At 51.9% G+C, this 20,874-nt stretch carries 16 protein-coding genes; 14 read left to right on the top strand and 2 right to left on the bottom strand.

Annotation, left to right across the window (positions count from 1 at the left end):
• The first annotated feature begins 82 nt into the window (after positions 1 to 82).
• Complete coding sequence (locus tag J2Y43_RS28810) at positions 83 to 2,494, top strand: glycoside hydrolase family 9 protein (RefSeq protein WP_309990757.1); 2,412 nt, start codon at positions 83 to 85, stop codon at positions 2,492 to 2,494.
• A 53-nt stretch (positions 2,495 to 2,547) separates the two neighbouring features.
• On the opposite strand, the gene J2Y43_RS28815 is transcribed toward J2Y43_RS28810, so the two are convergent.
• Positions 2,548 to 3,060 (bottom strand): heme-binding domain-containing protein, encoded by a 513-nt coding sequence (locus J2Y43_RS28815; RefSeq protein WP_309990762.1) that lies wholly within the window; start codon positions 3,058 to 3,060, stop codon positions 2,548 to 2,550.
• A gap of 58 nt (positions 3,061 to 3,118) precedes the next feature.
• A complete protein-coding gene (locus J2Y43_RS28820) occupies positions 3,119 to 4,015 on the bottom strand; it encodes an AraC family transcriptional regulator (protein ID WP_309990765.1) in 897 nt (298 codons plus the stop codon).
• A gap of 136 nt (positions 4,016 to 4,151) precedes the next feature.
• Here J2Y43_RS28820 and J2Y43_RS28825 point away from each other — a divergent pair, with 136 nt between their 5' ends.
• The 13 genes from J2Y43_RS28825 (at position 4,152) to J2Y43_RS28885 (ending at position 20,874) form a co-directional block, all read left to right on the top strand.
• On the top strand, positions 4,152 to 5,003 hold the full coding sequence (locus J2Y43_RS28825; RefSeq protein ID WP_309990767.1) for a phytanoyl-CoA dioxygenase family protein: 852 nt from the start codon (positions 4,152 to 4,154) through the stop codon (positions 5,001 to 5,003).
• Between the two features lie 9 nt (positions 5,004 to 5,012).
• Positions 5,013 to 6,419 (top strand): sugar porter family MFS transporter, encoded by a 1,407-nt coding sequence (locus J2Y43_RS28830; protein WP_309990770.1) that lies wholly within the window; start codon positions 5,013 to 5,015, stop codon positions 6,417 to 6,419.
• Between the two features lie 11 nt (positions 6,420 to 6,430).
• Positions 6,431 to 7,243: a sugar phosphate isomerase/epimerase gene (locus J2Y43_RS28835; RefSeq protein ID WP_309990772.1), complete on the top strand. Its 813-nt coding sequence runs from the start codon at positions 6,431 to 6,433 to the stop codon at positions 7,241 to 7,243.
• Positions 7,244 to 7,477: 234 nt separating this feature from the next.
• A complete protein-coding gene (locus J2Y43_RS28840) occupies positions 7,478 to 7,831 on the top strand; it encodes a response regulator (protein WP_106596417.1) in 354 nt (117 codons plus the stop codon).
• A gap of 227 nt (positions 7,832 to 8,058) precedes the next feature.
• Entirely contained in the window at positions 8,059 to 9,702 is a 1,644-nt protein-coding gene (locus J2Y43_RS28845) for a TldD/PmbA family protein (RefSeq protein ID WP_309990774.1), read from the top strand.
• A 118-nt stretch (positions 9,703 to 9,820) separates the two neighbouring features.
• Positions 9,821 to 11,137, top strand: coding sequence for a TldD/PmbA family protein (locus J2Y43_RS28850; protein WP_309990777.1), 1,317 nt, complete (start codon positions 9,821 to 9,823; stop codon positions 11,135 to 11,137).
• A gap of 137 nt (positions 11,138 to 11,274) precedes the next feature.
• Positions 11,275 to 12,912 carry a TldD/PmbA family protein gene (locus J2Y43_RS28855; protein ID WP_309990781.1) on the top strand — a complete coding sequence of 546 codons (1,638 nt, stop codon included), beginning with the start codon at positions 11,275 to 11,277 and terminating at the stop codon, positions 12,910 to 12,912.
• Positions 12,913 to 13,041: 129 nt separating this feature from the next.
• Positions 13,042 to 14,379 (top strand): TldD/PmbA family protein, encoded by a 1,338-nt coding sequence (locus J2Y43_RS28860; protein WP_309990783.1) that lies wholly within the window; start codon positions 13,042 to 13,044, stop codon positions 14,377 to 14,379.
• 2 nt (positions 14,380 to 14,381) lie between these two features.
• Positions 14,382 to 14,999, top strand: a complete 618-nt coding sequence (locus J2Y43_RS28865) for a DUF4159 domain-containing protein (protein WP_223404951.1) — start codon at positions 14,382 to 14,384, stop codon at positions 14,997 to 14,999.
• 313 nt (positions 15,000 to 15,312) lie between these two features.
• Positions 15,313 to 16,296 (top strand): MoxR family ATPase, encoded by a 984-nt coding sequence (locus J2Y43_RS28870; protein WP_309990789.1) that lies wholly within the window; start codon positions 15,313 to 15,315, stop codon positions 16,294 to 16,296.
• 342 nt (positions 16,297 to 16,638) lie between these two features.
• Complete coding sequence (locus J2Y43_RS28875; protein WP_309990792.1) at positions 16,639 to 17,532, top strand: DUF58 domain-containing protein; 894 nt, start codon at positions 16,639 to 16,641, stop codon at positions 17,530 to 17,532.
• A complete protein-coding gene (locus J2Y43_RS28880) occupies positions 17,532 to 18,650 on the top strand; it encodes a BatA domain-containing protein (RefSeq protein ID WP_309990795.1) in 1,119 nt (372 codons plus the stop codon). Before J2Y43_RS28875 ends, J2Y43_RS28880 begins: the two co-directional genes overlap by 1 nt.
• Positions 18,643 to 20,874: a hypothetical protein gene (locus tag J2Y43_RS28885; RefSeq protein ID WP_309990797.1), complete on the top strand. Its 2,232-nt coding sequence runs from the start codon at positions 18,643 to 18,645 to the stop codon at positions 20,872 to 20,874. The genes J2Y43_RS28880 and J2Y43_RS28885 overlap by 8 nt, the downstream gene beginning before the upstream one ends.

A 20,874-nucleotide genomic window follows, 5' to 3' on the forward strand; every position in this document is an offset into this window, starting at 1 on the left:
CCCATCCTAGTTGAAAAAGGCATTTGCCGCCTCTGTTGTTATTCCTGACACAGTCTTTTCATTCAAATCAAACCATGCAGCCATGAGGAAACATTACCTCCATTTACCAGGGAAGGGTATTCTTGCATTTTTACTATGCCTGACGCTGTCGGTGCGGGGAGTCGCGCAGATCAGCCAGTTTATTCACGTCGACCAGTTTGGTTATGCGCCTGCGGCAGAGAAGGTGGCGGTGCTTAGCAACCCGATTGTGGGATACAATGCCGCATTGAGCTACACACCGCCGGCTACAATGGAAGTGCGCAACAGTGTTACCAATGCGGTAGCGTTCAGCGGTCCGGTTACCGTTTGGAATAGCGGGGGTACACAGGCCAATTCGGGCGATCAGGGCTGGTGGTTTGATTTTTCGGCACTGACGGCCACGGGCAGCTATTATGTGTTTGATCCGGTAGGTAATCAGCGTTCGGCGGTTTTTGAAATTGCGCCCAATCCTTACGGCAATGTGATGCTGGCGGCTGTGAAGATGTTCTACTACAACCGCTGCAACATGGCGAAAGCGGCCCCGTACGCGCAAAGCAAGTGGACCGACGGGAATAATTTCATGAATGCATTGCAGGACCAGCAATGTCGGTACGTGTACGACCAGGGCAATGCGGCGCTGGAAAAGAACCTCACCGGTGGCTGGTTCGATGCTGGTGACTATAATAAATATGTGTCGTTCACCCACAGCCCTTTGCACGACCTGCTGTACGCCTACGAGGAAAATCCGACTGTTTTTACCGACAACTTTAATATTCCCGAAAGTAAAAACGGCATTCCCGACCTGCTCGACGAAGTGAAATGGGAGCTTGACTGGCTTTTCAAAATGACCAATGCCGACGGCAGTACGCATAACAAAATGGGGAGCCGGAATTACAGCGAGAACATTTCCTCGCCTCCGAGTGTGAATGTGGATGGCCGCTACTATGGTCCTGTTTGTACCTCGGCGTCGGCCACGATTGCTTCCGTGTTCTCGCATGCAGCCCTCGTGTATGCGGGTATCCCCGCGCTCGCGGCCTATGCGGGCCAGCTGGAAGCCAAAGCGGCGAGCTGCTTCAATTATGTACTGCCGTTTTTTAATGCCGGTACCCTTCAAACCAATTGCGATGACGGAAGCATTGTTTCGGGTGATGCCGATGTAGGCGTGGGACCGCAGCGCAGCATGATGGTGATCGCCGCGATTTACCTTTTCGAGCGTACCGGCAATGCGATTTACAATCAGTTTGTGGTTAATAATTACGCGGGTACCGATGTCATGAGCTCCGGTTACTGGGGTGTGGACGCTACCGAATTACAGGATGCATTGCTGCGCTACGCAAAGCTTCCCGGCGCCAACCCAACCGTCGCGTCGGCAATCCTGGCCTCTGCCGGAACAGCCGTGGAGGGCAACTGGAACGACTTCTTCGGTTGGACAACGGCGGACCTCTACCGTGCATTTATGCCCGACTGGTCGTACCACTGGGGCAGCAATATGCCTAAGGCCGACTATGCCAATGTGAACCGGAGCATGCTCAAAGCAGGGCTGGGCAATGCGGCCAGCCTCACACGCAAGGCTGCGGAGCAGATCCATTATTTTCATGGGGTTAATCCGCAGGGAATGGTGTATTTGTCAAACATGTATGGAGTGGGCGGCGACCGGTGCGCCAACGAAATTTACCATACGTGGTTCAACGACGGTACCATTTACGACAATGCGTTGACGTCGCCGAACGGCCCGGCGCCGGGTTACGTGGTGGGCGGGCCCAATGCCGACTACACGATCAGCGGGCAGTCGCCGCCGTTCGGCCAGCCGCGCCAGAAAAGCTACCTCGACTTCAATACCGGCTGGCCGACAAACAGCTGGGAAATCACCGAGCCGGCTATTTACTACCAGGCTGCGTACATTCGTTTGCTTGCCCATTCCACGTTGCCCGTCGAAGACCCGCTGCCTGTGGAACTGGCGGATTTCTATGTGAAGGAATCGGGCAAAAGCCAGGCGCAGCTTTATTGGAAAACGGTTTCGGAGACAGACAATGAGCGTTTCGAGATCGAGCGGTCTGTTGACGGCGCCGATTTTCGGACGATAGGGGAATTAAAGGGGCAAAACACCACCTCCGTAGCGCATTATTACACTTTCACCGACACCGAGGCGCCGGTGGTTACGGCCTATTACCGCTTGAAACAGGTCGATTTCGACGGGAAGTTTGAGTATTCCAAAATCATCGCTTTGTATCGCAACGGCGATGTCGCATTTCGCATCGGGCCGAACCCGTTGAACGATTACGTGGATCTGCAAATGCCTCCCCACACGGGTAAAGCCACGGTGAGGCTCACGAACATGGCCGGAATGGAGGTAATGCGGCACGATATGGACGGCAGCGGCCGGATGCGGATACCTGACGTAGCCAGGGGGATTTATCTCCTGCATGTGGAGCAGGGGAGTAAAAGGCTTTTTACACAGAGGATTTTCAAAAATTAAACCGGTAACGGGCAGCTGCAAACGACACAGCTGCCCGTCGCTTTTGGGTGGGATTAGTGTTGCCCTGGTTCGGGCTTTCTTTTCGGCATGACCAGGCTATCGGCCGGATATTTCGCTTTCAGCGTATCCATTTGCGCCTTTGCCCATTGAATAAGGCGTTCGCGTTGAGCGGTGGTGAGCTTGGCTTCCGGGTGCATACCCAATGCGGTGTATGATTTGAGCGGCATGGCGTCGTCTTCTACCATTTCTACCGTCTCTTCCAGCTTGTGGTTCTGCCGGGCGATGGAAAGGCTGGTGAATGTGGAGAAGTTCAGATGTCGCTTGCCGTCTTCGACATGCTCGTTCATCCACCATGCCACGGGCTGTATGTTAGAGTACCAGGGATAAACAGTTTTGTTGCTGTGGCAGTCGTTACAAGCGACCTCGAGGATGTTTTTTACGTCGGCCGGGACGTCATATTTCGTCGCGATGTTCATCGACTGGTCGTCGGAGAGATTTTTTTCGGGGCGGATAAATTGAATGATGATAAAAACGGCCAGGAGGGCGAGCAGGATTTTTTTAAACATGTTCGATGGTGATTAGATTAAGTCTTAATATGTACAATAATTCCGTAACGGCCGCTTTTTACTGCCGGTCTATACCCTTATTTTTTCGGTAATGTGCCGGCGACAGGCCCATTTGCTGTTTGAAAAGCCTCGAAAAATAGAATGGATCGTCGATCCCGATGGCCGAGGCCACCTCATTGACCCGCCAGGTACTGAAATGCAGCAGCTGGCAGGCCTTCTGAATGCGGAGGTAATTGAAATACTCGATCGGCGCGTAGCCGGTGTCTTTTTTAAACTTCCGGGAAAAGAAGGAGACCGATAGATTTACCGAACGGGCAATATTATCTAGTGAAAGGGAACTTGACAGGTTGTCCTGCATATAACTGATCGCCTTTTCGGTAGGGCTTACATCGGATGCCGATGCTTTCTGTGAGCCGAAATGCTCGGGCGCGATGAACGACGAGAGGTAATGCGGTAATGCGAGGTTGGCTTGCAGCAAGTTAGAAGCGCTGTATCCTTTCAGCAGCGTGTTGGCGATGTGGGTGAAAAGTGCATTGCGCTCGTCGGAAAAACCTACCTGGATGGCCCTGAACGGCTCGTCATCACGGTTCATGACCGTCGTTGCTGCCGCGCCGCAAAGCGCACCGTTGATGTGTAGCCAGTAAATACTCCATGGATTTTGCGGATCGGCCCCGTACGAATGCGGCACGTCGACGGGCAGAACAAACACCTCTCCCGCATGTACCTGCGACGTGCTTCCATTCAATTCTATCCAGCCCTGACCGTCAGTGCAATACAGCACAATGGCCTGTGAAATACCATTCGGCCGCTGATAGTAATGGTGCAATGCTTTGGGATAATAGCCCATTCGGGAGATGAACAACTGACTGATCAGTGGCAGCTGCTCGCAGTTCGATGTGGCTACTTTGGGTATTTCGATGATGAGCTCGCCTTCGAAGCCTCTACTTTTGCGCATAATGTGTGTTTTAAAGAGAAATAACGGATGTGATAAAGGTAAAATAATCCATGTTTTAGACAAAATCGTTCATTCGTTTATTTCATGGAATAGCTGAATTTTGAAATGTTAAAGTACTATTCCTAATCCCATTCCCATGGCTAAGCAACTTTTGACCCACGCACAAATTCAGCAGTATCATACGGACGGTTATCTGATCGTCCGCGGGTTTTATGATAACGAGGAGGTTTCGAAACTTTACCGCATTGCGCTCGACGACGCGATGATCAGTAAGCATGCCATCAATGTCAACGACAGTACCGGCAAGCGAAGCAAGCTTTCGCTGTGGTACAAGCCGGGCGATGATGTGTACGGGTTGTTGACGAGGGGCAAAACGCTCGTGGGTTCGGTGGACCAGCTGTTGGATCGTCAGCCCGGCGACAATGACCATTCAGTTTGCCATTACCATTCCAAACTCATGCAGAAAGAGCCGCGGGTAGGAGGAGCTTGGGAATGGCACCAGGATTATGGATATTGGTATAAAAATGAATTTCTCTATCCCGAGCAGCTCATGTCGGTGATGATTGCTATCACGGATGCGAATGTTGAAAACGGTTGCCTGCAGGTAATCAAAGGTTCCCACAAAATGGGCCGGGTGGAGCATGGTTTCTCGGGAGAGCAGGTAGGCGCGTCGCAGCGCTATGTGGATTTGGCGCTGAAAACCATGGAGCACGTGTTTGTAGAACTCAACGCCGGTGACGCTCTTTTCTTTCACAGCAATATCCTGCACCGGTCCGAGGCTAACCTGTCGGATCATGCGCGCTGGTCGCTGATTTCGTGCTACAACCGGTCGACGAATATAGGTTATCACGAATCATCCGCATCGGCGTCGAGCATCACACCGATCGATATCGTCCCGGACGAAGCGCTGCTTACCTGGGATGCCGCCGGTCTGACGGAATCAGAGGCTGATTTCCTGAGTAAGGAAGCAGACGTTTCATTAAAATAAACACCCATTATGGCACACGCCCCAGGTACATTTTCCAATTTGGACAAAACAGGTCTGCGTATTTCCGGCCTGAATGGTCCAGGGCTTGTTCAGATTAATAAGGGGTATGTTTACCTGCTCAGTGCTATTGCAGCGCTGGGCGGGATACTATTCGGCTTTGATCTGGTAATTATTTCCGGAACGGTCGGTTTCTTTCAGGCGCATTTCGGACTGAACGAATTGGAAACCGGCTGGGCCGTGGGCTGTATCAATCTCGGAGCAGCGATAGGTGCTGTGCTGGGTGGCTGGCTTTGCGAGCGGCTGGGGCGCAAGAAACTGCTGATGATCTGTGCCATACTGTTTGCCGTTACAGGCGGGGGCACCGGCTGGGCCGAAAACTTTCCGATGTTTATAGGTTTTCGGATGCTGAGTGGTGTGGCGGTAGGGGCCGCGGCACTCGTTTGTCCGATTTACCTGGCCGAGATTTCTCCCGCACCCATGCGCGGCACCACGGTGTCGTTTTATCAGCTTTCCATTGTAGTGGGCATATTGCTGGCGTACTTTTCAAACTACATGCTGCTGGATGTCGAAGATAACTGGCGGTGGATGTTTTCGTCACAATCGATTCCGGCATTACTCTTTTATTTTAGCCTTTTTATGGCCTCCGAAAGCCCCCGCTGGCTGATACGCGCCGGCCGGGAGTTTGAAGCCCATATCGTTCTCGAGCGCGTGGGCGGGCTGGATTATGCATTGGCCGAACAGGAGCAGATCGAACAGAGCTTCGCAGACAAAACCAAATACAAAGTCACCGATCTTTTTCGAAAGGACGTTGCACACATTGTGTTTATTGGCGTGATGATTGCCATATTTTCGCAGATAGTCGGTCAGAACTCGATCTTCTCCTATGCGCCAGAGCTCTTCAAAAAGGCCGGTATGGCTCAAAATTCGGCGTTTTTACAGTCGATCATTATTGGTGTGACCAACTTCATATTCACATTTGTCGCCATCGGTACGATCGACAAGGCGGGCCGCAAAAGGCTTTTGCAATATGGCTCGTTCCTCTTGTTTATGGATGCCCTGGCGCTATCGGCGGCGTTCTACCTGCAATGGTCGGGACTGTGGGTGCTGGTTTTCGTGCTGGCATTCGTGGCCGTATATTCCGCTACGCTCGGACCTGTGACTTGGGTGGCACTTTCTGAGATTTTTCCAAACCGCATCCGCGGGAACGCGATGGCAGTGGCTACGCTGGCCTTGTGGATCGCCAATTTCTTCACTACCGCCCTGTTCCCGGTCATGAACCAGTATTTCGGCATACCGGTCACCTTTTTGATTCATGCGGCGGTATGTCTGGTTTACTACTTTTTTGTTCGTACCAGCGTCCCCGAAACCAAGGGGCGATCCTTGGAAGAAATTGAAAAACTGTTGCAAAAAAGCTGATTACCTGTTCCATGACCATTCAATTTTTCGCACCGGAGTGGGGTAATACCCTTCCGTTCGATACTTTTTGCAAAAATGTAAAGGCCGCTGGCTATGATGGCGTTGAAATGGCATTGCCTTTTGATCCGGCCGAAAAACGGGCCATCCTGGATACGCTGGCAGCCTGGGATCTGCGGCTGATCGGCCAGTACTGGCAATCTTTTGAGAAAGACATCGACGAGCATGCCACGAATTATGAGAAATACCTCCGCAACCTGATCGACGCGCGGCCGGTGCTGATTAACTGCCAGACGGGTAAAGATTATTTCAACACCGCTCAAAACCAGCGGCTTTTTGCATTGGCAGCAAAGCTTTCCGCCGAATCCGGCATTCCTATCATCCACGAAACGCATCGGGGTAAGAGCTTCTTCGCCGCTCATATCACAATGGGCTACCTCCAATCCGATCCCGGCCTCCGCATTGCGCTCGACATTTCACATTGGTGCGCGGTTCACGAATCACTGCTCGCCGACCTTCCGGATGAGGTTGCGCTAGCTATTTCGCGGACGGCTCACATCCACAGCCGTGTGGGGCACCCGGAAGGCCCGCAGGTGAACGATCCGCGCGCACCCGAGTGGGAGGAAGTGCTGAGTGCACACCTCGGCTGGTGGGACCGCGTGGCGGCGCTTCACACGCAAAACGGTACTACACTCACCGTCACCACCGAGTTTGGTCCCGCGCCCTACATGCCGGCGATGCCGTACACGCAAATGCCGCTCGTTAGCCAATGGGATGTGAACGTACACATGATGAACCTTCTCAGAGATCGTTACCAACGGATTTAGACCGTAGCGTTAATTATTTTCTAACATTTTAGTTGAAATATATTTTACCGTTAAATAAAATTTTTGTCATTAAAATATTGACAGTGAGTTAGTTTTAACTACAAGGGTGCGAAATGTGATATCTTTGGGAATTTGACAGGGCTTTCGGTTGTTTTACGCAGTCCGGGATTTTGTTCCCGGTAATGAGTTAATTCATAAATTTGCTTTGTAGTAACCCCGATCGATCTAATAACTATGAGCATCCTTTATGTTGACCATGAAATTAATAATCTGAATTCCTTTAAAGCGACGTTCCGGAGAGACGCCCAGATTTACCTGGCCAATTCTACCGAAGAAGCGCTTAAGATCCTCGACGAACACAAAATCGACGTCATTTTCGCTGATCACCAGATGCCCGAAATGACAGGCCTTGAATTTCTCAAACTGGCTTCCAATCAATATCCATCCAGTATGCGTGTGTTGCTCACGGGCAATGCTTATACGGATGAATTTCGCTGGGCTGCCGGGAAGGGATATTTTCACAGCTATGTCAACAAGCCCTGGGATGAACAGCAGCTCCGGACGCTGATGATATCGCGTTTGTATTAGGTTAAGATTATTCAAAATGCCATGCGGGGCGTAGTATATCACTAGGTCCGAATGCACAGCGGTCGCCGACCGCACCGGAAGAGCGCCGAAGTTACTGGAACTTCGGCGCTCTTTTGTTTGGCATAAAAAAATTGCCACAGCAATATTTGTTGAGAATATATTGATTACATTGGAGATTCAATATCCGACCATTCTTCATCTTTTGCCGAAAGGCTAAACCTTAACCAATGAAAAGAAGACACTTCATGCAGATGTCGGGCCTTGGCTTGGGCGCTATGATGCTCTCCGAGGTACCGGTCGTCGGGAGCCCCGTGGCCGAGGCGCAACTGCTCGCCCCGTGGCTCGATGCGGCTACCAAGAAAAAACTCGCCGAAACCGCGCTGAATGCCGCCCGTGACAAGGGCGCAACCTACACCGACGTCCGCATCGGGCGCTATTTGCAGCAATACCTTTTCACACGTGAAAAGCAGGTGCAAAACATCGTGAATGCCGAATCTTACGGCATCGGTATCCGGGTGATTGCAAACGGCACCTGGGGCTTTTCGGCTACGAGCGATGTCACGCCGGATGGTATTGCCAAATGTGCCGCCACAGCCGTGGCGATTGCCAAGGCCAATTCGAAATTCCAGAAAGAGCCGGTAGTGCTTGCCGCGCAGAAAGGCGTAGGCGATAAAGCCTGGAAAACGCCGATTACCAAAAATGCTTTTGAAATACCGGTGAAGGACAAGATCGACCTGATGATGAATGTCAATGGCGCCGCAATGGATAATGGGGCCAACTTTGTGACCTCCAACCTCTTTTTCATCAACGAGCAGAAGTATTTCGCCTCCACCGACGGTTCTTTCATCGATCAGGATGTCCACAGGATCTGGCCGACGTTCACGGTCACTGTAACGGATAAGGCTTCCGGTAAATTCAAAACCCGCGACGCGATCAGCTCTCCAATGGGCATGGGGTACGAGTATCTCGACGGCCTGGCCAGCGAGAAAATCGCAGGCCCGAACGGCCTCGTGGGCTACCGAAACTCATACGATATGGTGGAGGATGCGATTATGGCAGCCAAGCAGGCGAAGCAGAAAGTAACCGCCAAATCGGTGGAGCCGGGCAAATATGACCTTGTTTTGGATCCCAACCATTTGGGACTTACCATTCACGAATCGGTAGGGCACCCGACGGAGCTCGACCGCGTGCTCGGCTATGAGGCCAATTACGCCGGTACCAGTTTTGCGACGCTGGACAAATGGAAGACCAGGAATTTCAACTACGGCAGCAAGCTCGTCAATATCGTGGCCGACAAAACCCAGCCGCATACGCTGGGCGCGGTCGGATACGACGACGAGGGCGTGCCGTGCAAGGAATGGGATATTATCAAGGACGGTATATTGGTCAACTACCAGGCCATCCGCGACCAGGTGCAGATTTTGGGTGAAAAAGAGTCGCACGGCTGCTGCTATGCCGACGATTGGAGTTCCGTCCAGTTTCAGCGCATGCCAAACATCAGCCTCAAACCGGGAACCGAGAAACGCAGTGTGATGGATATGATCAAAGGAGTCGAGAAGGGCATTTACATTATCGGGAGAGGTTCTTATTCGATTGATCAGCAGCGTTATAACTTCCAGTTTGGAGGGCAGGTTTTCTATGAAATCAAAAACGGCGAAATTACCGGGATGCTCGATGACGTCGCTTACCAGTCGAATACCCAGGAGTTCTGGAACTCGTGCGTGCAGCTTTGTGACCAGGACGATTACCGGACGTTTGGTTCGTTTTTCGACGGAAAGGGCCAGCCCTCTCAGATCAGCGCCGTTTCGCACGGCAGTTCGACCACGCGGTTTAACGGGGTGAATGTTATTAATACGGGGAGGAAGATTTAGGAGGAAAGGGAGGAGGGGGAAAGAAGGGAAGGAAAGGGAAGAACGGGAAAAGAATACATCCTCCCTTTCCTCCATCCTCCTTCCTCCCATTTTACAAACGATCATAATCGAGGTTCAAATGGCTATTTTAACAAAAGAAGAAGCTAAAAAAATCATAGATAAAGTGCTGGCGTTTTCGAAGGCTGACGAGATCAGCGCGTCGCTTTCGGGAAACCGGACGGGTAACATCCGCTATGCGCGCAATTCGGTATCGACCAGTGGGGAAACCAACGACCTGTCGCTTTCTGTCACAGCGGTTTTTGGTAAAAAATCGGGAACGGCTACGATTAACGAATTCGACGATGCATCACTCGAAAAGACTGTGCGCCGGGCAGAGGAAATCGCAAAGCTCGCTCCCGACAATCCTGAATATATGCCGATGCTCGGGGCTCAGCAGTATGTGGATACCAATGCGTTCGTCGATAGCACCGCGGGTATTAACCCCGAGTACCGGGCAAAAGCAGCTTTCGGCAGCATTGAACCTTGTTCCAAAAAGAACCTGACAGCCGCCGGTTATATGCAAGATAGGAGCGGATTTACGGCGTTGGGAAACAACAAGGGCCTTTTTGGTTATAACAAATCGACCTTCGTAGACTTTTCTGTAACTGTCAGAACGGCGGACGGGACAGGCTCAGGCTTCGTACAGCGCGATTATAACGACGTTTCCAAGCTGAATACCGGCACCGCCACGGAAATTGCAATGCAAAAAGCATTGGCGTCGGTGAACGCAAAAGCTTTGGAGCCGGGTAAATACACGGTGATCCTCGAACCTACCGCGGCGCATGACCTCATTCTCAATATGATGCGGAATATGGACGGGCGCAGCGCGGACGAAGGCCGGAGCTTCCTCGGGAAGAAAGGGGGGCAGACACGCCTGGGCGAGAAGCTTTTGGATGAGCGCGTTACCATTTATTCCGACCCCACGAATATCGAAGTGCCCGGCTCGCCATTCTCCGCTGATGGCCGTCCGCAGGAGAAAGTCACCTGGTTTGAGAAAGGAGTGGTAAAAAACATGTACTACTCGCGTTTCTGGGCAGAGAAAAAGGGCGTTAAGGCAGTTCCATCCCCGGATGGTATTATTTTTCAGGGCGGAAACGATTCGCTTGCCGACCTGATCAAAGGCACCGAAAAAGGGATTCTTGTGACGCGTTTCTGGTACATCCGCACTGTCGACCCGCAAACGCTGCTTTACACGGGCCTCACGCGCGACGGTACTTTTTACATCGAAAACGGGCAGATCAAATATCCGGTCAAGAATTTTCGCTTTAATGAAAGCCCGGTGATCATGTTGAACAACGTGGAGGCGATCGGGAAGCCGGTGCGCACCAACGGCAGCCTGATACCGCCGCTGAAAATCCGCGATTTTACGTTCACAAGCCTTTCAGACGCGGTTTAGCGGCAAGCGTAATCCATTTAAACCGCTATCCTGCCATCCATAACAGGTGAGTTGAAACAAGTACGGCCATTCATTAACTTATGAATTGCACTTTTTTAACTCACCCAATCAATTCCTGTTAGCTAAACATCTACACTTTGAAACGACGAGATTTTATTCAAATGGCCGGGCTCGGAACGGGAGCGTTCATGTTGCCGGGATTTGCAATGGGCCGTACCGTGTCGCCGGAGGTATTTCTGGTGCCGGGCGACGACGTAGCCGTTAAAAAGCGCCTGGCCGATGCGGCCCTCAATGCGGCAAAATCGAAGGGAGCATCCTATGCCGATGTGCGCATTGGCCGGTACCTCAACCAATTTGTGACGACGCGCGAAGACAAGGTCGAAAACATCGTCAATACCGAATCCTACGGAGTGGGTGTGCGTGTAATCGCGAACGGCTGCTGGGGCTTTGCTGCGGTGGTAGATGCTAAAAGTGAAGCGCAGCTGGCGAAGGCGGCGGAAGAAGCGGTCGCTATTGCTAAGGCTAATGCAAAGCTCATGAAAGAACCGGTACAGCTCGCCCCCCAGAAAGGCTTTGGCGAAGTGAGCTGGAAAGCGCCGTTCAAAAAGAATGCATTTGAAGTACCTATTAAAGAAAAGGTGGATTTGCTGCTTTCGGTGAACGATGCGGCCATAAAGAATGGGGCTAACTACGTGAATTCGATCCTTTTCCAGGTGAATGAGCAAAAATATTTTGCATCTACCGACGGCTCTTATATCGACCAGGATATTCACCGGATATGGCCGCTTTTCAACGTAACGGCCATCGATCCCAAAACCGGAAAGTTTGAAACACGCCGATCACTGAGTGCTCCGATGGGCATGGGATACGACTATTTACAGTCGAACCCGGCCGATAAAGTTACGGGTGTTACTACCCGTTATAACAAAGGGTACGACATGCTCGAAGATGCTACCGCGGCTGCGAAACAGGCCAAGGAGAAGCTCTCGGCCAAGACCGTTGAAGCGGGTAAATACGACCTCATCCTTGATCCTTCGCATTTGTGGCTAACTATTCACGAATCTGTTGGTCACCCGTTGGAACTCGACCGGGTACTGGGTTATGAGGCCAACTTTGCCGGAACTTCGTTCGCTACGCTCGATAAATGGCAGTCCAAAAACTTTCAGTACGGCAGCAAGCAGGTGAACCTCGTGGCCGACAAGCTGCAACCCGGCTCGCTCGGCGCCGTAGGCTGGGATGATGAAGGGGTTAATACCAAACAGTGGGACCTCGTGAAGGACGGTGTGCTGGTAAACTACCAGGCCATCCGTGACCAGGCGCATATTATCGGTGCGAAGGAATCGCACGGTTGCTGCTATGCCGATAGTTGGAGCTCGGTGCAGTTCCAGCGTATGCCGAATGTGTCGCTGGCGGCGGGCAAAACACCACTGTCGGTGGAGGAGATGATCAAGGATGTTAAAAAGGGCATTTACATTATTGGCGACGGTTCATTCTCGATCGACCAGCAGCGCTATAACTTCCAGTTTGGCGGCCAGTTGTATTACGAAATCAAGGATGGCAAAATCGCCGGCATGCTGAAAGACGTGGCTTACCAATCGAATACGCAAGAATTCTGGAACTCGTGCGTGCAGGTATGCGACGAGCGCGACTACCGCCTGGGTGGCTCGTTCTTCGACGGCAAGGGGCAACCCATGCAGTCCAGCGCCGTGTCACACGGCAGTTCGACGGCACGCTTTAACGGGGTGAATGTTATCAATACCGCTAGGAAGATATAAGAATGGAGGAAAGGGAGGAATGGGAGGAGTGGGAGGAAGGCAAAAGTAATGAGTATAAAAATCCATCTTCCCTTTCCTCCATCCTCCATTCTTCCCAAATAAAACGACCATAAAAAAAGCATTACGCAAATGGCCATCATACTAACAGAAGCAGAAGCAAAGGCGCTTTGTCAAAAGGTGCTGAGCTATTCCAAAGCAGATGAATGCGAGGTAAATATCCTGGGTGAAGAGCGGGGGAACCTGCGCTATGCCCGCAACGAAGTATCGACGAGCGGGTCGCTGATCAACCAGAACTTGCAGGTGCAATCCGCATTCGGGAAGAAAGTAGGCGTTGCCACGATCGACGAATTCAGCGAAGAATCGATCGAGAAGGTCGTTAGGCGGTCGGAAGAACTGGCCCGACTGGCACCCGAAAACCCGGAATATGTAGGCGTGCTGGAACCGCAAACCTATCTGAAATCCAACGGTTTCTTCGAATCGACGGCCGGTATAAATCCGGACTATCGCGCCGACGCTGTTGCCAAGAGCCTCGACCTGACGCGTACCCAGAACATGACAGCGGCCGGCTTCCTGGAAAACCAGAAAGGCTATTCGGCCATGATGAATTCCAAAGGGCTGTTTGCCTACTACCCCAGCACAAGCGTGAATTTCTCGCTCACCGTGCGCACGCCGGACGGCAAAGGCTCCGGCTACGTGGCCAAAGGTTATAGCGATGTGACCCAACTGGATACAACAGCTGCCACGAAGGTTGCTATTCAAAAATCCAAGGGGTCCGTCGACGCCAAAGCATTGGAGCCCGGCAAATACACGGTGATCCTCGAACCTACCGCCGCTGCCGTGCTTTTGGAAAACATATTTTTTAACCTCGATGCCCGAAGTGCCGACGAAGGCCGCTCGTTCCTGAGCAAGGCAGGCGGCAAAAGTAAATTGAACGAGAAAATCGTCGATGAACGCGTGCATATTTACTCAGACCCGACACATCCCGACTTGCCGGCATCACCCTGGGCAGGAGACGGCCAGGCAGCTGACAAGATCAGCTGGATCGAGAATGGCGTGGTTAAAAACCTGGTGTACTCGCGCTATTGGGCACAAAAGAACAACGTGAAACCAGTGCCGTTCCCAACAAACGTGATCATGGCGGGCGGTACGGCGAGCATGGAAGATCTGATCAAATCGACGCAACGCGGCATATTGGTCACCAAGCTCTGGTACATCCGCGAGGTGGACCCGCAAACGCTCCTGCTCACGGGCCTCACGCGCGACGGTACTTTTTACATCGAAAACGGGGTGATCAAACATCCGATCAAAAACTTCCGTTTCAATGAAAGCCCGGTGATTATGCTCAACAACCTCGAAACACTCGGCAAACCCGAACGCGTAGTAAGCACCGAAAGCAACCGTAATTACCTGATCCCGCCGATGAAAATCCGGGAGTTTACATTCTCATCGTTATCTGACGCAGTTTAGTATTGAAACCTTTTTTCTTCACCAGAATCCAATACACTTCCGGTAATTGGGATACCGACCAACGAATGCCGTCCAATTTGCTGCATTCGCTGGTTGAGTACACCACCATACCGGTGGACGAGAAGGAAAAAGTAGTGCAACTGAGCAGTAACGAAATATTCAAAAGCCCGTTCTGTTATCTGAGTGGGCACAAACTGGTGGAATTCTCGGCCCAGGAGCGCGACCATTTCAAACGGTATGTGCAGAACGGCGGCTTCGTGTTCGTCGATGACTGTAACCACGACATCGACGGACTCTTTGCCAAATCATTCGAACAGGAAATGGCCCGGACGTTCGGTCCGAAAGCCTTGCAGAAAATCCCGAACAATCATCCTATCTACCACAGTTTTTTCAAATTCAACGACGGCCCGCCGACCACCTCCTTCGAGCTGAACGGCTGGGGCGACGACCTCGTGCACGATTACCTCAAAGCCATTACCATCAACGGCAAAATCGGCGTCCTGTACAGCAACAAGGATTACGGTTGCGAATGGGACTACGATTTCCGGAACAAACGGTTCCTGGCGGTTGACAATACGCGTTTTGGCGTAAATATTGTCGTGTATGCGTTGACGGGATAGGAGCGCCTGCGGCGCGACCGCCGACCATGGACCGCCGACCATGGACCGCCGACCATGGACCGCCGACCGCCGATTGCGGTGGAGAGGAGGAAGGAGGAAAGGGGGGAAAGGGAATTGAAAAATGCCGCGGAGCGGCACCCTGTTTATAGAAACCCAATGTTACCCATTTTTGGTAGACTCCGGAGGAGTCGCCTGAAACGCGCGGCAGGTGGTAGGAGGCCCCGCCGGGACCAGGAACAATAATTACGATCGAATGTGCTAGAAACAGGATAGTCCTCCGGACCTGTTTTGGTGACTAACTAATTATCAGGATTTGGAAAACGCAACTGAAACATCCCATTACCGAGCATTGGTAGCAAAACTGCCATTACTAAAAGCCGAAATAGCCAAAGTGATCGTCGGGCAGCAGGATGCTATTGAAGAAATATTGATAGCATTGCTTGCATCCGGCCATTGCCTTTTGGAAGGCGTGCCGGGTCTTGCTAAAACGCTCATGGTTAAGACGATGTCGGAAGCATTGCATATGAGCTTCCGTCGGATCCAGTTTACGCCCGATCTGATGCCGGGCGACATTGTGGGTACCGAAATATTGGAGGAAGACCATGAAACGGGAAAGAAGTTTTTCAAATTCAACCGCGGGCCGCTATTTGCCAATGTGGTGCTGGCCGACGAGATCAACCGGACACCGCCTAAAACGCAGGCCGCATTGCTTGAAGCGATGCAGGAAAAAAGCGTTACCTATGGCGGCGAGAATTACGCATTACCCAACCCTTTTCTGATCATCGCGACACAAAACCCGATCGAACAGGCCGGGACTTACCCGCTTCCCGAAGCGCAGCTCGACCGGTTTTTGTTGTATATCAAACTCAGTTATCCCAGCGAGGAAGAGGAGTTGGACGTATTGCGGACTACCACCGGTACCGCTCGGCCGGAAATCGGACGGATATTATCGGATACCGAAATGGCCGACCTGCAAAAGCTTACGCGCCAGGTACATATTGCGGATGAGTTATTGGTTAAAATCAATACGTTGGTACGCTCCACGCGGCCTGAAAACACTTCATCGGAATACGTAAAAGAATGGTGCGACTGGGGCGCGGGCCCTCGTGCGGGGCAGGCGCTCGTATTATGCGCGAAAGCGCGAGCGGTGCTGCATGAGCGGTTCTCAGTGATTCCTGAGGATATTCGCGCGCTGGCATTCCCGGTGCTGCGGCATCGTATTGCGATGAATTTCCGTGCCGAAGCGGAGGGTATCACCAGCGACCACGCGATCCAGGAGTTGTTGAATGGGTTGTAAGCGGCGCGTCCGATTTGTTGTTACATCCCTGACGGGATTTTGGAGTCGGTTGTCATGGTTACTGCTACCAATATTACATCGCTGACGCGATTTGCGCAGCAAGCCACGGAGCGGCTGCCTGCATGTAGCAGCAAAATGGAAGCATTGCGGGAAAGGCTCCGGAGGAGTCGCCTGAATGCCGACGAAAGTATGCGAGCGCGTTGCTCATATTCGCTGATGGTAATGCCGTCAGGCATGTAACATTGGTAGAAAACGAGACCTGAACCCGGCGTGAAAAATGCCGTCAGGCATGTAACAACAAAAACGATGGCCAACTTCTGTCAGAAACAACGATAACAAACAATGCAAAAAACAACCGGCCTACTGGCGTCCAGCCTGATCAAGCTCAAAAACCTGCAACTCACCGGGAAACTGGTGAGCGAGGAGCTGATGCTGGGTATCCATTCCAGTAAGCGGTCGGGGATAGGCATTGAATTTGAACAATACCGGCATTATGAACCCGGCGACGACCCGAAACGCATCGATTGGAAACTGTTTGCACGGACCGACAAACACCTGGTTCGAGAGTCGTCAACGGAAAGCGACCGGCAGATCCGGTTTGTGCTGGATTTGTCGGGATCGATGAATTATACCGAAAATGGCGTGAGCCGGCTGCAATACGCGCAAATCCTGCTCGCGTCGCTCGCTTACCTGTGCTACATCCAGAATGACCAGATGAGCCTGTACGGAATAGCCGACGGCCGGGTGGAAACGATCAGCGGAACGGGTTCGGCCGCGTCGGCGCGACAAGCATTCCAGAAAATATTGGTAGGGTTGGAAAAAGTGACCGCGGCCGGATCGTGGGGGACATCGGGGTTGCGGCAGTCCGAATTTCAGTCGAAAAAGAAAGAGCAGCTCATTTTTGTGAGCGATTTGCTGCAAACGAATGACGAATGGCTGTCGTGGATACGTGCCTTGGCGGGACCTTACCGCGAAATAGTGATCTTCCAGATACTTGGTGACCAGGAGATAGCATTTGATTTAAAGGGATTTTACCGCTTCAAAGACCTGGAAAGCGGGAGAGAAATGGAGCTGGATGCAGAAGCTGTGGGCACGCAGTTCAGGACATCTATGGAAACCTATCTCGCCGATTTGAAAACCGCATTGCAAATCCCGCATGTGCGCCTCGTACGGGCACGTATGAGCGAACCCGTGGGGATGGTATTAAAGGCATTTTTAACGAGAAGAAAGGGCTGATGGCGTTTTTGCAACCATATATGCTTTGGGGAATGCTGGCTGCGGCGGTACCGGTGGCTATCCATTTCTGGTATCAGAAGCGGGGCAAAACCATTGAATGGGCGGCCATGCGCTGGCTCGGCGAGCAAACCACCCTGCAACATCGCGGCCTGAGGCTGAATGAGGTTTGGTTGATGATCATACGGTGCCTTTTGGTTATCCTTCTTGCATTAATATTGAGCAAACCGGTCGCCGATTGGTTGAGGAACACAGGCGAACGGGGAGTAGTCCATCTCGTACAGGCCGACCGGTTGGTAACCGATACCTACCGTTTTGAACTCGAAAAGGCACAGCGCAATGGTGAACCTGTGTACTGGCTCGGTACTTCGCCGGAAAAAGCTGCTAACCTGGCTGGAACCATGGATGCGTCTTCTCAATCCAAATATTTACAACAAAATATCAATGTATTAGCCGGCGGTAATGCGAAGGATTTCAGGTTGTATTTCAGGAATGACGGCAGCCTGAAATCCCGGGTGTACGTGCCGGGTGAGTATCAGCTTTTTTTAGCCATCGATTCGTCGGATACGAGGCAAATTGATCTTTCGAAAAACAAACCGGCGTATAAAGCCACTATCAAAGTATTGCTGGATTACGGCAATGCAGTGGAAACGCAAACCGTCCGGGCAGCACTTGCGGCATTGACGGAGGTTTACGGTTTTTCATTTGAAATACAACAGGAAATAAGCCCCGGAAGTCACTACGACTGGATTTTTACCGATCATCCGTGGGCTAATCCGCAACCGGGAACGACTTACGTGGTTTCGGGCAATGCACCGCAATGGGGCGTTCCGACGCAGGTTGTTCAGCTGCGCGACACGCTTCGGATGGCGGATTCGGAGCTGGTTGAAAGCGGCAGACTACCCGAATGGCTGGGTGAGTTGCTGGTGAAACATTTGGATTTGAAAGCAGATAACGCGCCTTTGAGTAAAGGGCAACTGAATGCATTGTTTGAAAAAGTCCCGGCCTCGCATGCGCAGGAAGAAGCGGCATTGCGGCCTTGGCTGCTATTGGTTTTGATATTGTTAACGGGAGCGGAGCGTTGGTTGGCGCTGCGCAAAACAAGCGGGAACCATGGCTGATGTAAGGAAACTGGTTAAATCGGTCAATACGCACTTGCAATGGATTGCGATTTTGAAGTGCTTCTTGCTGGGCCTGGCGACGCACCTGCTGGCGGATATTTTTCTGAAAGACAGTCCGTGGCTGAGCTCGGCGGTTGGGTCTATCGGCTGGTTGATCGGGATATGGATTACGAGGGCTTTCAGGGATAAACAAAAGGCTGCTATTGCATTGATCCACAGTTATAACGAGGATGCTGAATACAGCCTCGACCTGTTCGATCGCAACGACCTGAACATCGCCGAACAAATGCAACTCGAACGCATTGAGGCGCGCATCATCACCTTTCCAAGTCGCATATTATACCGTGGCATCTGGAAGTATTTTGGAGCGGTGGTTCTGGCGGCGTTCATTTATCACGGTGTGTTGGATATGCGTGAGCGGAAGGTTGCGCAGGAGAAGCCTGTGTCGGCGTTGAAACCAGTTAAGCGTATTTCGGGGCAGGTTATTCCAAAATTTGAATCTTCGGCGGTTAAAATCGTCCCGCCCGGCTACACGGGCCTGCCCGAAAAGAAATCGGACGACCTGAATATCAGTGCGATTGTCGGATCGGTGGTGGAATGGTCGGTGTGGTTTGAGAACCCGGAGCATTTAAGTGTGCGCATTGCGAATAGCAGGGGTGAGGAGGTGAATTTGAAAGAACAGCACGGCGTGTTCAAGTACGCGGATCGCGTTTCCGGCTCTGGTTTGTACTCTATCAAAGGATATTTCAGAGATTCGCTGATATACCAGTCTGATTTTTACAAACTCGAAGCATTGCCCGATCTCGCGCCGCGCATTGAGCCTGGTTCGAAGGAGTTGTATCGCTACCATTTCCTCAAAGACCCTCAAAATATCACCGTATCGGCCAAAATATCGGACGATTTCAGGGTGAAGCAGGCATTCATAGTGGCTACCGTGGCGCGGGGTTCGGGTGAGAATGTCAAGTTCCGTGAAATACGCATGCCGCTCAGTCCGGCCGATTTTAAGGAAGCTGACATTCGGAAAACCATCGATTTGAAAGCGCTGAATTTCACACCGGGTGACGAGCTTTATTACTATTGGGCGGCGATCGACAACCGCCAGCCGGAAGCGAATTTCAGTAAATCGGATACGTATTTTGTGGTGTATAAGGATACTGCGAAAGTGGAGGAAGTTGAGCTTGCGACTATGGCGGTGAATATCATGCCCGAATACTTCCGCAGCCAGCGGCAGATCATCATCGATACTGAAAAGCTGATTGCCCGGCGTAAAAAGCTTAGCGCCAAAGAATTTAAAGCGACGTCGAATGAGATCGGTTTTGACCAGAAGATACTCCGGCTGCGTTACGGGCAATATTTGGGTGAGGAATTTGAAACCACCATTGGCGGGGATACCCACGGCGCGGCGCCCGACGGCGATGGCAATCCAGCGGGGGATAATGGCAATATCATCGACGCATTCACGCACCATTCCGATGGCCAGGGCGAGGGCGCTCGCGAGCCCGCTCATGCAGATGTACACGCGCATGAGCATGAGCCCGCGGGCGAAAAAGACCCGCTTGCCGCACTGATGGAACAATACACGCATGCGCACGACGATGCCGAAACGAATACTTTTTACGAGCAATCCACCCGCAGCCTTTTGAAAATGGCTTTGGAGCAAATGTGGCAGTCGGAGCTGCATTTGCGAACCTATGAGCCGGAGAAAGCGCTGCCATTCGAGCATAAGGCATTGGAATATCTCAAAACCGCCCAGCAAAAAGCGCGAACATACGTGAAGAAAAGCGGCTACGATCCCCCGCCGATCAAGGAAAAGGAGAAACGGCTCACCGGCGAACTCAAAGATCTGGCGACGAAATGGGACTTCGAAAAGGATTTTAACCAAAAACAAACGGCCGCGCTGGCTGCTGCATTGCTCGGCTATTTGGAAAAGAATGAGTTACCCAAAGGCGAGCAAGCAAAACGGGTAGCGTTAAGTGCGGAAATAGCGCAGCGGCTTACCGAAAGCGGGCCGTTCAACGGCGGTTTGCAAAACTGGAATATGCTCGCGGCATTGCAAAAACTGGCAGCAGGCAGGGCACTAAGTAATGCCGAAATGACCGGTTTGAAGCGCGATTTATACCAGCAATCGAACGCTGCATGGCAAAGCCGCCCGTCATGGTCGGGGGAGAAAAAGTTGGAGGCGGCGTTCCGGAAGGCATTGCGGAACGCCTCTTTAAGATTTTAG

The sequence above is a fragment of the Dyadobacter sp. BE31 genome, assembly GCF_031457695.1.
Taxonomy (GTDB): domain Bacteria; phylum Bacteroidota; class Bacteroidia; order Cytophagales; family Spirosomataceae; genus Dyadobacter.